General features: G+C 42.6%; 10 protein-coding genes. 6 read left to right on the top strand and 4 right to left on the bottom strand.

Annotation, left to right across the window (positions count from 1 at the left end; translation table 11 throughout):
- Positions 1-67: 67 nt before the first annotated feature.
- From BXY41_RS23765 to BXY41_RS23755, 3 genes are all read right to left on the bottom strand, one after another.
- Positions 68-1,255 carry an oxygen-binding di-iron domain-containing protein gene (locus tag BXY41_RS23765; protein ID WP_104439368.1) on the bottom strand — a complete coding sequence of 396 codons (1,188 nt, stop codon included), beginning with the start codon at positions 1,253-1,255 and terminating at the stop codon, positions 68-70.
- Between the two features lies 1 nt (position 1,256).
- The gene (locus tag BXY41_RS23760; protein ID WP_104439367.1) at positions 1,257-1,955 is read right to left on the bottom strand and encodes a DUF542 domain-containing protein; all 699 of its coding nucleotides are present in this window, start codon (positions 1,953-1,955) and stop codon (positions 1,257-1,259) included.
- A gap of 120 nt (positions 1,956-2,075) precedes the next feature.
- A complete protein-coding gene (locus BXY41_RS23755) occupies positions 2,076-2,765 on the bottom strand; it encodes a Crp/Fnr family transcriptional regulator (RefSeq protein WP_170072579.1) in 690 nt (229 codons plus the stop codon).
- Between the two features lie 265 nt (positions 2,766-3,030).
- Between BXY41_RS23755 and argS the strand changes: the two genes are divergently transcribed.
- The 5 genes from argS to nrdG all read left to right on the top strand — a co-directional run bounded on the left by argS (position 3,031) and on the right by nrdG (position 11,381).
- Complete coding sequence (argS, locus tag BXY41_RS23750; protein WP_104439365.1) at positions 3,031-4,800, top strand: arginine--tRNA ligase; 1,770 nt, start codon at positions 3,031-3,033, stop codon at positions 4,798-4,800.
- A gap of 20 nt (positions 4,801-4,820) precedes the next feature.
- The gene (locus BXY41_RS23745; protein WP_104439364.1) at positions 4,821-7,967 is read left to right on the top strand and encodes a DEAD/DEAH box helicase; all 3,147 of its coding nucleotides are present in this window, start codon (positions 4,821-4,823) and stop codon (positions 7,965-7,967) included.
- A 19-nt stretch (positions 7,968-7,986) separates the two neighbouring features.
- Positions 7,987-8,610 carry a flavodoxin family protein gene (locus BXY41_RS23740; RefSeq protein ID WP_104439363.1) on the top strand — a complete coding sequence of 208 codons (624 nt, stop codon included), beginning with the start codon at positions 7,987-7,989 and terminating at the stop codon, positions 8,608-8,610.
- Positions 8,611-8,723: 113 nt separating this feature from the next.
- The gene (gene nrdD, locus BXY41_RS23735; protein ID WP_104439362.1) at positions 8,724-10,853 is read left to right on the top strand and encodes an anaerobic ribonucleoside-triphosphate reductase; all 2,130 of its coding nucleotides are present in this window, start codon (positions 8,724-8,726) and stop codon (positions 10,851-10,853) included.
- Between the two features lie 9 nt (positions 10,854-10,862).
- Positions 10,863-11,381, top strand: coding sequence for an anaerobic ribonucleoside-triphosphate reductase activating protein (nrdG, locus tag BXY41_RS23730; protein WP_104439361.1), 519 nt, complete (start codon positions 10,863-10,865; stop codon positions 11,379-11,381).
- Between the two features lie 59 nt (positions 11,382-11,440).
- On the opposite strand, the gene BXY41_RS23725 is transcribed toward nrdG, so the two are convergent.
- Positions 11,441-12,853: an MATE family efflux transporter gene (locus BXY41_RS23725; RefSeq protein WP_104439360.1), complete on the bottom strand. Its 1,413-nt coding sequence runs from the start codon at positions 12,851-12,853 to the stop codon at positions 11,441-11,443.
- 190 nt (positions 12,854-13,043) lie between these two features.
- Here BXY41_RS23725 and BXY41_RS23720 point away from each other — a divergent pair, with 190 nt between their 5' ends.
- Positions 13,044-13,739, top strand: coding sequence for a YoaK family protein (locus BXY41_RS23720; RefSeq protein ID WP_242980348.1), 696 nt, complete (start codon positions 13,044-13,046; stop codon positions 13,737-13,739).
- Positions 13,740-13,743 lie beyond the last annotated feature (4 nt).

The raw sequence follows: 13,743 nt of genomic DNA, 5'->3' as shown, positions 1-13,743 counted from the left end.
TGTAGAAATACATACCCTGCTCTTTTTATGGGCTTTTAGCCTATGCGTGAAGTATGATGCGTTTGCCTTATTCACAAAGCGCTTTTGCTATCCCGGCAGCTCTTTCATAGTCTTCTTCCCGTGGATTCCATAAGCATTTGGCTTCCTCTTCAACTACTGAAAATCCTGCATCTGTCAGCTTTTCACGAAGAACCTTAGTACCTTCACCGCTCCAGCCGTAGCATCCAAATACAGCAGCTTTTTTCTCTTTGAATCTAAGCTCTTTTAAGAAATCCAGCCAGCCGCCTACGGAAGAAAGAATGCTGCCTCCTACAGTGGGGGAACCCAGCGCAATGGCTTTTGACTTAAATACTTCGGTCATAATGTCATTTTTATCCGACTTGGAAATGTTGTAAATCTTTACTCGGGTCTGAGGGGAAAGCTCTGCGATTTCCGAACTGATCTTATGGGCAAGCTGTTTTGTGCCTTCCCACATAGTATCATAAACAATGGTGATCTGGTCTTCCTGGTAATTCTGAGACCACTCATAGTATTTTTCCACGATCTGTAAGGGATTATCTCTCCAGATACAGCCATGGCTGGTGGCAATGATGTCAATAGGAAGATTAAGCGCCTGAATTTCTTCCACTTTCTTTTTCACAAGAAGTGAAAATGGAGTTAAAATATTGGCATAATATTTAAGCGCTTCTTCCCAAAGTCTGCACTGATCGGCCTTATCATTGAATAATTCTTCTACGGCAAAGTGCTGTCCAAAAGCATCGTTGGAAAAGAGAATGTTATCCCCGGTTAAATAGGTAGCCATGCTGTCTGGCCAGTGAAGCATCTTCATCTCCACAAATACCAGCTTCTTGCCGTTTCCAATGTCCACAGAATCTCCTGTTTTCACAACCTGGTAATTCCACTCCGGATGGTGATACTGTCCCGTAAGGGATTTCACTCCGTTTGCAGTACAGTAAATCGGAGTATTCGGTATCTTCTCCATTAAAGCTGGAAGGGAACCGCTGTGGTCCACCTCTCCATGGTTGGCAACAATAAAGTCGATTTTATTTAAATCAATTTCCTTTTCCAGATTGTCGATAAATTCTGTGGAATGAGGTTTCCATACGGTATCGATCAACACGGTCTTTTCTTCCTGGATCAAATATGCATTCTGGCTGGAACCGTGGTTAATAGAGTAGTCCGCCCCGTGGAAGGATTCAAGCTCCCAATCAATAATACCGACCCAGTTGACATTGTTCTTTACAAGTTTTTTCATCTTAATGTCCTCCTTCATATTTTGAAAATAACAGTGAGTTTTCTGTGAAGATATGATTGTAAATATCTTTGATCAGCTCATGAAGCTTTTGAAACAGCATGTGATAGGAGGTACAGCCTCCATCCGGAACTGTAAAGTCATTGGTGCAGGCAATGATATCTTTAATCAGATTTCCGGCTGCATCGTGTTCATCTTCCAGTTCTTTTACATACCCTTTATCGCTTTTTTGGTTATAGCTCTGTTTCATATATGGAAAGACAAGCTTTTCTTCCTTGGCAAAATGCTCTTCCAGTTCCTTCTTTAAATCAGAGAAAAGGCCGTGAAGGGGTATCAGCTGATCCTTATGATGGGCATAATGAGCCAGAAGCACCTTATTTGAAAGGGCATCAATTTCTGAAAGAAGGATCCGCTCTTTTCCATGATAGGTATCAATGATGTAATCAATAAGTGCCGGAACTTCCATTTTCATAAGACGGTCAACGTCTAAAACTTCTGTGGGAACAGGTTCTTTTGTCTGTTTTTCAAGTTTTTTATTTAATACATCTATAAAGCTTTTGGAATCAATGGAAAGCTGATTTAATGCATCTTCCAGAGAATCATTGCCTCCGCAGCAATAATCAATGTGAAAGTCATTAAAAATATCAACGGCTCTGGGATAAGCTTTTACGATTTCGTTTAATTTCATTTTATTTGTAATCATCTATATCCTCCCTTTCGAGTTCATAACTGTTTCGGTAAGGTTAGTATAACCCGGCGAGAGAAAGAAAAATGTGATTTAAATCATTATTTGAAACTTTTCGAAATTTATTTTGTTTTCTGGCTAAATATCGTTTTCAAAGATAGCTCTTAACAAATCTTTGTTTAAAATCCGCACCTTTCGGTTTCCTTCCAGAGCAATGGCTCCGTCATTGCGAAGCTCTCCCATCTTTCGGCTGATGGTTTCCCGGCGGACGTTGATATAGGCTGCAATGTCTTCTCTGGTCAGTTCAATGGTGTCTTTGTTGATCCGGCTGCTTCGGAACAGAATAAATCCTGCGATCCTTGCCTTGGCATCGTTTACGGATAATAATTGAACCAGTTCATTGGCAAGGGAAAGCTTATTGCCGATCACATTTAACAGCTTGATCCCGATCTCCGGTCTTTTTAAGATCATATTTTGAATATCCTTTAGATAAATCAGGCAGACACCGCTTTCTCCCATGGAAACGGCGTTTGCTTCCAGTGTTTTTCCTCCGAATATATTCTGCTCTCCGTAGAAATCTCCTTCATCAAGAATATCAAGAACATACTCTTTTCCTTCCAGGGAATAGCGGTTGATTTTGATCTTGCCGTAACGAATGACCATAATTTTATCTGCCGGATCCTTCTCATGAAAGACGGTATCCCCTTTCTGGAAATCCAGATGCTGTGCTTTTGATATCAGTTCCTTTTGTTCATCAAAGGAAAGGGATTCAAAAAGTGAGATACGGGAAGTGCATAGTTGGTTGCAGCAGCTGCATTGATGTGCCATAGGGCTCCTTTCCAGGCATTTGTATCCTTTTTGTTTCTTCTTAACTGAATCATATATCATACCAGATGAGAATTGCAATCATTTTATTTTAATGGTGATCAGAATGAAGACGTACAAAAATACAAAACACACAATATTAAAAACATAGAATCTAAATAAAAGAATAGCAGAGAAGTCATAAAAAAATTGATTTTTAATATTACTTGTAATATAATTAGTATTTAGCTTAGAAATTTATGGAGTAGATAAAGGAGACAAGGAACCGATGAAGAAGATTCTTGATTTAATTACGGCAGAGATGAAGACAGCTTTTGCAGATTGCGGATACGATGAAATTTATGCAAAGGTGACTTTATCCAACCGTCCGGATCTTTGCGAGTACCAGTGCAACGGAGCCATGGCGGCAGCCAAAGCTTATAAAAAGAAACCGTTTGATATCGCATCGGAAGTGGTGTCAAAACTTTTAGCAAGTCACGCTTTTGAAACGGTAGAAGCGGTGATGCCTGGATTTATTAACTTAAAGATCAATGCCGGTTATCTGGCAGAATATATGAACAAGATGGCAGGAGAGGACCAGTGCGGCTGTGAAAAAACACATGAACCTATGACCATTGTGGTAGATTACGGCGGCGCCAATGTGGCAAAGCCACTTCATGTAGGTCACCTCCGTTCTGCTGTTATTGGAGAAAGCATTAAGCGCATGGGCCGTTTTCTGGGACATAACATCATCGGTGATGTACATCTGGGGGACTGGGGTCTTCAGATGGGCCTGATTATAGAAGAATTAAGAGACAGAAAGCCGGAACTTCCCTACTTTGATGAGTCGTTTGAAGGTGAATATCCCAAAGATGCCCCATTTACCATCACAGAATTAGAAGAGATTTATCCTGCGGCCAGTTTAAAATCCAAAGAGGACGAATCATTCAGTAAGAGAGCTCATGAAGCAACCTTAAAGCTGCAAAATGGATATGCTCCCTATCGTGCCATCTGGCAGCATATTATTCATGTTTCTGTGGCTGATTTAAAGATGAATTATGGCAGCCTTAATGTCACCTTTGACTTATGGAAGGGCGAAAGCGATGCGGAAACCTATATTCCCCAGGTGATTGAAGAACTGACCGAAAAAGGACTTGCCTACGAAAGTCAGGGCGCCCTTGTGGTTGATGTGGCTATGGATGGGGATTCCAAGGAACTGCCTCCATGCATTATCAGAAAATCCGACGGAGCGGCGCTATACTCCACCTCTGATCTTGGTACCATTATTGAAAGGGAGAAAGAGATAAAGCCGGACTGGTATATTTATGTAACAGACAAACGTCAGGAACTTCATTTTACCCAGGTATTCCGTGTTGCGAAAAAAGCAGGCTTTGTTCCTGCCGATAAAAAGATGTCTCATCTTGCCTTTGGTACCATGAATGGCAAAGACGGAAAACCATTTAAGACAAGAGACGGCGGAGTGCTGCGTCTGGAAACTCTGATTTCCGATATCAGCCAGGCTGCCTATGAAAAGATTATGGAGAACCGTTCTGTTTCGGAGGAAGAAGCCAGAGAAACTTCAAAAATCGTGGGCATGGCAGCTTTAAAATACGGGGATTTATCCAATCAGGCTGCGAAGGATTATATCTTTGATATGGACCGGTTCGTATCCTTTGAAGGAAATACAGGTCCTTACATCCTCTATACCATTGTGCGTATCAAATCCATTCTGGCAAAGTACCAGACTCTGGACGATAAGTATCAGGGAGAGGAACGGATTCTTCCCGCTGCCTCAGATGCAGAAAAAGATTTAATGCTCCAGCTTTCCAGATACAATGAAGTGGCAGAAAGCTCTTTCCTGGAGCTGGCACCTCATAAAATATGCCAGTATGTCTATGAATTAGCCAATTCATTTAATCGCTTCTATCATGATACAAAGATCATTTCAGAAGAGAATAAAGAACAGCAGGCTTCCTGGATCGGTCTGATTCGTCTGGCAAAGGATGTGCTGAATGGCTGCATCGGAGTACTTGGTATTGAAGCACCGGAACGTATGTAAATGGAACGGATGTGAGCGATATGAAAGTATCACAGATAACTGCCAATGCTTTTTGGAAGGGTGAAACCGGAGTTAAAGCATTGGTGGAAGATCAGGGAAAAGAATATAAAGCAAGTCTTCATATCAAGGGTAGTCAGGTATTTGACTACTCTTGTTCCTGCGCTCAGGGAAATTCCTACCGTGGGATGTGCCCTCACTGTCAGGCTCTGTTTAAAGCTTATGAAGAACAGGAATCAGGGAATCAGGGAAAGCCGGTTACCACATCTGCCCAGGCGAGAGCCATGATCCGCGAGTATACCAACGGGGAAGTTGCCAGAATTATGAGTGAGGGCCAGGAAGAACAGATTTCACTTCTGGTATCCGTTCTGGTTAACCGCAGAGAGGTGAAGCTGGAAGTAAAGCTTGGCAGGGACCGCCTTTATCTTGTTAAGGATTTAGCGGCGTTTGCAGATGCCATGGATCATGGAACCTATGTGGAATATGGCAAAAATCTTGCTTTCTATCATAACCGGTCCGTCTTTGTAAAGGAGAGCCGTCCACTTCTGGACTTTTTGCTGGAATCCATCAATGGATATTGTGAACAGTATGAGCAGATGCAGAAAAGCTCCTTTTCTGCACGTCCGGTCATGCGTTATTTAAACTTAAGCAAGACGGCAAGAGACCGGTTCTTTGGGATTATGAAGGGCACGACTCTGGAGTTTGAGGATCACAGAGGAGAGAAAAGACAGCTGAAAATATCAGGTCGTAATCCGGATCTGACTGTGACCGCGGCCCGTGAGGGCAGAGATGGAGTCCGCATATCCATAGACAAGAAGCTCCTGGTGGTAAAGGGAGAAAACCGTCTGTACCTTGGAGATTTAAAAAATCTGTCTTGTTGTGACCAGCCTTGCAGTGAGACCCTTGGCGTTTTTTTAGACCAGATGATGAACGGTTATGGCGTGGAGTGTGAAACCGTAATTAATAATAAGGATATGCCTCTTTTTTATGAACGGGTATTAAAAAGGATCGCTTCTTACTGTACCATTGATTCGGGCAGTCTTGATCTGGAGTCATTTAAACCGGAGGAACTAAGAGCCAGGTTTGATTTTGACAGTGATGGTCCCAGTAAACTGATTTTACGCCCCACCCTTTCTTACGGCACCTATTCCTTTCAGCCCGTTGAAGATGAAAAACTGCCCCGAACCGTATGCAGAGATGTTCCGGGAGAATTCCGCATCAGCCAGATGATCACAAAGTATTTTAAATACAGGGAATATGAATCAGATTATCCGGCGATCAAGGATGATGAGGAAGCAGTATACCGTCTTCTTACAGAAGGAATCAGAGAATTCATGACTGTAGGAGAGGTTTATTTTTCTGAATCATTTAAAAAACTGAAAGTGCTTCCGCCCCCTAAAATTTCTGTAGGCGTGAAAAGTACAGGAAACTGGCTTGAACTGAATGTGGATGCAGGTGAATTAACCGGTCAGGATTTAGCCAGGCTTTTATCTGAATACAGCAGAAAAAAGAAGTACTACCGGCTGAAAAGCGGAGAATTCGTTAATCTAGAGGATAATGGTCTCATTACCATCGCAAAGCTTGTTGAGGGACTGGGGTTAAATCCAGGTGAGATGGAGAATAAAAATTTCCACCTGCCTAAATACAGGGCTCTTTATCTGGATGGTCTTTTTAAAGAAGAAAGCGGCATAACATTATACAGGGACCAGCTGTACAAAGCAGTGGTACGGGGGATGAAATCCGTAGAGGACAGCGAGTTTGAGATACCGGATTCCCTTAAGTCTGTGCTCAGAGGATACCAAAAGACGGGATACCGCTGGCTTAAGACTCTGGACAAATATGGATTCGGCGGAATACTGGCTGATGATATGGGACTTGGAAAGACCATTCAGGTCATAGCATTAATCCTTGATGAAGCCCAGAGAAATCCGGACGCCAGTTTTCTGGTGGTTTGTCCGGCTTCTCTTGTCTATAACTGGGAAAATGAGATCCATCTCTTTGCACCGTCGTTACAGGTAAAAACTGTCACTGGTACGGCATCAGAGAGAGAAGAACAGTTAGGGAATTTAGAAAAGGGAACTGTGGTTGTCACTTCCTACGATCTGCTCAAGCGGGATATAGACCTTTATGAAGGAATACCATTCCGTTTCCAGATCATTGACGAGGCCCAGTACATCAAGAACGCTTCTACCCAGAGTGCAAAGGCAGTAAAAACAGTGGATGCCGTGTGCAGGTTTGCCTTGACCGGTACCCCGATCGAAAACCGCCTTTCTGAACTTTGGAGTATTTTTGATTTCCTGATGCCTGGTTTCCTTTTCCATTACCAGAAGTTTAAGAAAGAGTATGAAATGCCGATTGTAAAGAACCAGGAGCGATGGGTATTAGAAAGCCTTCACCGCCTGATTGGTCCTTTTATTCTACGAAGACTGAAAAAAGACGTATTAAAGGAACTGCCTGACAAGCTGGAGACTGTGGTATACTCTGCTTTTGACAGAGAGCAAAAGGATTTGTATACAGCCAATGCCTACCGTTTAAAGACTGAACTGGAAGGCAGAGAAGGCAGAAGCGGAAGAGATAATATACAGATACTGGCAGAACTTACAAGGCTGCGCCAGATTTGCTGTGATCCCCATTTATGCTATGATAATTACAGAGGAGATTCGGCTAAACTGGAAACCTGCGTTGATTTAATTAAGAATGGAGTGGAAGGAGGACATAAGATCCTTTTATTTTCCCAGTTTACCTCCATGCTTGAGATCATTGAAAAAAGACTTAAGGGAGAAGGAATTTCCTGCTATATGCTTACAGGGGGCACACCCAAGGAAGAACGGCTTCATATGGTTAATTCCTTTAAAAACGATGAGATTCCCCTGTTTCTTATTTCCTTAAAAGCAGGTGGAACCGGCCTTAACTTAACTGCTGCAGATATGGTGATTCACTTTGATCCCTGGTGGAACGTAGCAGCACAGAATCAGGCAACAGACCGGGCTCACAGAATCGGGCAGGATAAACAGGTGACGGTATTTAAACTGATTACAAAAGGAACGATTGAAGAAAATATTTTAAAACTGCAGGAATCCAAACGGGATCTGGCAGAGCAGATTATAACAGAGGGTACAGTTTCCTTAAGCAATCTGACGAAAGAAGATTTGCTGGGGCTGCTGGATTAAAGAAAGGACAGGGTGAGTCATGAAAGTATTACTGTTAAATGGAAGTCCTCATAAAGAGGGCTGTACCAATCGGGCCTTACTTGAAGTGGAAGGGGCTTTACATGCAGAGGGAATTCACACAGAACTGGTTCATTTGGGCAATAAAGCCATTCATGGCTGTATCGCATGCGGAACCTGTATGAAAATTGGCGCCTGTGTATTTGAGGATGATCCGGTCAATGAGTTTATTGAAAAGATGAAGAAGGCAGATGGCCTTATCGTAGGTTCACCGGTTTATTACGCATCTGCCAACGGAGCTCTTTTTTCCTTCCTGGACCGTCTCTTTTACGCAGGAGGCAGAGAGTTTGCTTACAAGCCGGGGGCAGCCATCGCTTCTGCCAGAAGAGCGGGCACGACTGCAACTCTTGATGCCTTAAATAAGTATTTTACCATTGCCCAGATGCCTTTGGTTTCCTCTTCTTACTGGAATATGGTGCATGGAAGAACACCTGAGGAAGTGGAGCAGGATTTAGAAGGTCTTTATACAATGAGAACACTGGGAAAAAATATGGCATGGCTTTTAAAATGTATTGAGGCTGGAAAGTCAGCAGGAATCAGTCTTCCGGAGAAAGAGGAAAAGGTCTGGACTAATTTTATCCGTTAAAATTCCAAAAATCTCCTTTACATTTCTTCTGGGTGGTGTATAATTAAAAAGCACTATATGTAGTGTGAAGAGATAAAAATACACAAAATATTGAATAGGTTAGGGTGACAGGAATGATAAAAGTACAAAAGCGCGACGGCAGAATTGTGGAGTATGACAGAGATAAGATCGTCAAGGCAATACTCAAAGCAAATGCTGAGGTGGAGCTTACTGAGCAGGCTGGCGAAGACATGATAGATGCCATTTTAGATGATGTGGAAAGCCGTTCAGATGATGTGATGAATGTGGAAACCATTCAGGACATGATCGAAAGCGGTCTTGTAAACAACAATAAGTATACATTATCTAAAAAGTATATCATTTACCGTTACCAAAGAGCATTGTTACGGAAAGCCAATACAACGGATGAATCAATTTTAAAACTGATTAAGAATGAGAATAAAGAACTGGCTGAGGAAAACTCCAACAAGAATACCATTCTTGCGTCGACTCAGAGAGATTACATTGCAGGAGAAGTATCCAGAGATTTAACAAAGAGAATGCTTCTGCCGGAACGGATTTCACTTGCCCATGAACAGGGCTCCATTCATTTTCACGATGCCGATTATTTTGTTCAGCCGATTTTTAACTGCTGTCTGATCAATATTGGTGATATGCTAGATCATGGCACTGTGATGAATGAAAAGATGATTGAAAGCCCCAAGAGCTTTCAGGTGGCCTGTACCGTCATGACCCAGATTATTGCGGCTGTTGCCAGCAATCAGTACGGAGGCCAGTCTGTGGATATCCGTCACCTGGGAAAATATCTGCGGAAAAGCAGCAATAAATTCCACAAGCAGATCAAAGAAGAATTTGGTGATTCCGTATCGGAAGAGATGATAGAGAAGATGGCTTCCATTCGTTTAAGGGATGAACTAAAGTCTGGTGTTCAGACCATTCAGTATCAGATTAATACTCTGATGACTACCAATGGACAGGCACCTTTCGTAACACTGTTTTTATGCCTGGATGATCAGGATGAATATATTAATGAAAATGCCATGATCGTGGAAGAAGTTCTCCGCCAGAGACTGGAAGGCATCAAGAATGAATCCGGTGTCTATGTAACGCCGGCATTTCCAAAGCTGATCTACGTTCTTGATGAGAACAACTGCTTAAAGGGTGGAAGATACGATTATATCACAAAGCTTGCAGTTCAGTGCTCCTCCAAGCGCATGTATCCGGACTATATTTCCGCAAAGAAGATGCGGGAATACTATGAAGGCAATGTATTCAGCTGTATGGGCTGCCGCAGCTTCCTTTCTCCCTGGAAGGATGAGAACGGAAACTATAAGTTTGAAGGCAGATTTAATCAGGGTGTGGTAAGCTTAAACCTTCCCCAGATTGGAATTATAGCAAAGGGTGATGAGGAGACCTTCTGGAACCTCTTAGAGGAGCGGTTAAGTCTTTGTTATGAAGCGCTGATGTGCAGGCACAAATCACTGGAAGGAACCGTATCTGATGTAAGTCCGATTCACTGGCAGTATGGAGCCATTGCAAGGCTGAAAAAAGGAGAGACCATCGATGCTCTGCTTCATGGCGGGTATTCCACGATTTCTCTTGGATATATTGGTTTGTATGAGACCACAAGGCTTATGAAAGGGGTCAGCCACACCACACCTGAGGGTGAGGAGTTTGCCCTTCGCATTATGAATCACATGCGTGAGACGGTTGACAGATGGAAAGAGGATACCGGTCTTGGTTTCGGTCTTTACGGAACTCCGGCAGAATCTCTTTGCTACCGTTTTGCCAAGATTGACAGAGAACGTTTTGGCAGTATTCCTGATGTAACGGATAAAGGTTATTATACTAACTCTTATCACGTAGACGTAAGAGAGCATATTGATGCCTTTACAAAATTTAATTTCGAAAGTCAGTTCCAGAAGATTTCTTCCGGAGGCGCTATTTCCTATGTGGAAGTTCCCAACATGCGGCATAATTTAGAAGCCATGGAAGATGTGGTTAAGTTTATCTACGATAACATTCAGTATGCTGAATTCAATACCAAGTCAGACTATTGCCAGGCATGCGGTTATGACGGAGAGATTATTATTAATGATGACATGGAATGGGAATGCCCGCAGTGCCATAATAAAGATAAAAACCGCATGAACGTAACAAGAAGAACCTGCGGTTATTTAGGAGAAAATTTCTGGAATACAGGAAAGACGAAAGAAATTAAATCCCGAGTACTGCATCTGTAGGAGGCCGCCATGTACTATGCGACGATAAAACCCACCGATGTTGCCAATGGACCTGGCGTGAGAGTGTCCTTGTTTGTCAGTGGGTGTACTCATTACTGTAAGGGCTGCTTTAATGCAGAAGCATGGGATTTCCACTATGGAAACGAGTATACAAAAGAAACCAGAGAACAGATCATCCGTAATTTAGATCACAGCTATATAGCAGGGCTCACCCTTTTGGGAGGGGAGCCCATGCATCCGGAAAACCAGACAGAAGTCCTTAATCTGGTTGAAGAAGTGCGCCGACGGTTCCCTGATAAAACCATCTGGTGCTATACAGGATATGATTTCGAGACGGATATTTTAGGAGATATGGTTAAAAGCATTCCCCAGACCCGAAGAATATTAGATTGCCTGGATGTATTGGTAGATGGTAAGTTTGAGGAAGAAAAAAAAGACTTGAAACTTCGTTTTAAAGGATCCTCCAACCAGAGGATTATAAAGGTTCCGGATTCGCTTGCTCATCAGAAAGTCATATTGTGGGAGTAAAAAACAGGATGCCATCCAATGTCGCAATGACAGTGGATGACATCCTGTTTTGGTAGTTATCAGTCCGCTTCTGGCTGAAGGACACTGCCAGTAAGATGATACTCCAGGCAGACTCTTCGGATTTCGATGATGCCGATGATAAGAGCAAATAATCCGGTGCAGATATTGCTGACGGCCATAACCACACCAACGCTGGAACTTCCCATTTTTGTAAAGTTCTGCAGATACCACAGAACCGGAATGCGGAATACAAATACCCGGCAGAAATTAATGGTCAGTGTAATTTTTGTCCGTCCGAATCCGTACAGCAGTGCAAGAACGGATGCATTAATGCCCAGAGGGATTGCTCCATAGGCTTCAAACCGGTAAATCGATGCGATCATATCTGCAAATTCGCTGTTTTCACCTGCAAAAAGCCGGCTGATCTGCCCTAAAAAAATCAGGGATAATGACATTAGGACTGCTCCCAGAATCACATTAATTACAAGAATACAGCCAAATGCCTTTAGTGCACGTTCTGGCTTTCCAGCCCCTCTGTTCTGACTGATAATAGCGGAACCGCCCTCCTGAAACCCGTTTTGGGGCATGGTTGTTATTCCACCGATGTTATTGGAGATTCCAAGAGCTCCCACAGTCAGTGCACTGTAAATCGTGCTCATGGAATTAATAACAACTTTTCCAAGAGAGAAGGCGATTTTTTCTATAATAACCGGTATGGACAGTGTGAGCATGGGTACAATCACTGCAGATTTTAAACTGATGCTGTGAAGGGAAAGGCCAAATGCATTGTCTTTCTGGTTCAAATTTTTTATGGCAGCTGCCAGGATAAAAATCTGGGAAATTATGGTTGCAACGGAAATCATATTAATTCCTGATCCCAGCACATAAACGAAAAAAGCAGTTAAAGTAAGTTTAATAACGATGACTCCCATATTTAAGTTTAAGATTCTGCGGGAATTTCCTCTGGCTCTTTCGATGGCAATATAGACGTTATTAAAAAAGCTGATGACCATACCCACCAGCTCCAGGCGGAAGTACTGGATGCCTTCTGTAATAAAGCTCTCAGGTGTTTTGGCAAGTTTAAGAAACTGGGGAGCAGCAGGCATTAAAACAAGAAGAATGACTCCTCCTAATAAGCCGCACATGGCAAACAGGCTGCTGACTCGTTTTTTTACCAGGTTAAAATCCCCTGCACCGTAAGCCTCACTGATTTTTATACTGGATCCGATTGCAAGACCCCCGCCCAGTGCAGACAGTGTTAAGCCGATTTGGGAAAGATAGGCGACTGCGGAAACGGAGGATGCGCCGATATGGGCAGCCATCATGGAATCAAATATTTTAAAAAGCTGATTTAAGCTTTGATAAAGAGCCAGCGGTGTTCCCACATAGAGAACCACCTTCCACATGTTGGCATGAAGTGCAAAATTACGAAATTTTTCATCTTTTGCAGACAATGTTGCTTTCTCTGACATGGTATATCTCCTCTTTAAGTTCAATCATTTTTCGCGCTCTATTAGCATAAGGCAAAGAAAAAATAAAATCTACTAATTTTATGATATATTTAGCCAATACTACTGATTTTTTGCTCACTTTCGGGTGCTCTTTGTTTTCAAGCAGAAAAAGATGTGATATAGTAAGCTTTGGAAAGGCAGGTGATGGAACATGTTCCTGAATAAAATGGAAGGACAGATGTCAGAAGCTGTGTCAACGGGAATCATACTTACGTTGTCCGGTGGCTTGCAGGATGCATATACCTACTTTTACAGGGGAAAGGTATTTGCCAATGCCCAGACAGGCAATATTATTATTTTTGCCCACAATATCATGAATGGAAGCTGGCAGACAGCGTTTCGCTATCTGATGCCAATACTGGCGTTTGTTGCAGGAATCTATGTTTCTGAGGTGATCAGAGGAAAATACAGAGACAGTAAGAGGATACACTGGCGGCAGATTGTAGTGGTTGCGGAGATATTGCTTTTACTTCTGGTGGGATTTTTGCCAAATACCATGGATCTGGCAGCCAATGCCATGGTTTCCTTTGTTTGTGCCATGCAGGTAGAGGCGTTTCGAAAGATGAAGGGCAGTGCCTTTGCCAGTACCATGTGTATCGGTAATTTAAGAAGCGCAACTGAGATGCTCTACCGGTATCGCCAGACCAGAGACAGAGAGAATCTTGAAAAATGTCTCCGTTATTATGGTGTGATTCTGTTTTTTGCAGTGGGAGCCGGGGCAGGTAGTTTTCTGGTACCTTTATTTGCAGAAAAAACCATTTGGTTTTCCTGCATCCTTTTAGTTTTTGCATTTGGTATTATGTTTGTAAAAGAGAATCATGAAACAGTTGAAGCAGACAGGAGGTAAATAG

Source organism: Lacrimispora xylanisolvens (assembly GCF_002934545.1).
Taxonomy (GTDB): domain Bacteria; phylum Bacillota; class Clostridia; order Lachnospirales; family Lachnospiraceae; genus Lacrimispora; species Lacrimispora xylanisolvens.
This window is presented reverse-complemented; position numbering and strand designations above follow the sequence as displayed.

Excerpts from the sequence above, each read along its gene's own strand:
- BXY41_RS23765 (WP_104439368.1), bottom strand. The coding sequence starts at position 1,255 with ATGAAAAAACTTGTAAAGAACAATGTCAACTGGGTCGGTATTATTGAT.
- BXY41_RS23760 (WP_104439367.1), bottom strand. The coding sequence starts at position 1,955 with ATGATTACAAATAAAATGAAATTAAACGAAATCGTAAAAGCTTATCCC.
- BXY41_RS23755 (WP_170072579.1), bottom strand. The coding sequence starts at position 2,765 with ATGGCACATCAATGCAGCTGCTGCAACCAACTATGCACTTCCCGTATC.
- argS (WP_104439365.1), top strand. The coding sequence starts at position 3,031 with ATGAAGAAGATTCTTGATTTAATTACGGCAGAGATGAAGACAGCTTTT.
- BXY41_RS23745 (WP_104439364.1), top strand. The coding sequence starts at position 4,821 with ATGAAAGTATCACAGATAACTGCCAATGCTTTTTGGAAGGGTGAAACC.
- BXY41_RS23740 (WP_104439363.1), top strand. The coding sequence starts at position 7,987 with ATGAAAGTATTACTGTTAAATGGAAGTCCTCATAAAGAGGGCTGTACC.
- nrdD (WP_104439362.1), top strand. The coding sequence starts at position 8,724 with ATGATAAAAGTACAAAAGCGCGACGGCAGAATTGTGGAGTATGACAGA.
- nrdG (WP_104439361.1), top strand. The coding sequence starts at position 10,863 with ATGTACTATGCGACGATAAAACCCACCGATGTTGCCAATGGACCTGGC.
- BXY41_RS23725 (WP_104439360.1), bottom strand. The coding sequence starts at position 12,853 with ATGTCAGAGAAAGCAACATTGTCTGCAAAAGATGAAAAATTTCGTAAT.
- BXY41_RS23720 (WP_242980348.1), top strand. The coding sequence starts at position 13,044 with ATGTTCCTGAATAAAATGGAAGGACAGATGTCAGAAGCTGTGTCAACG.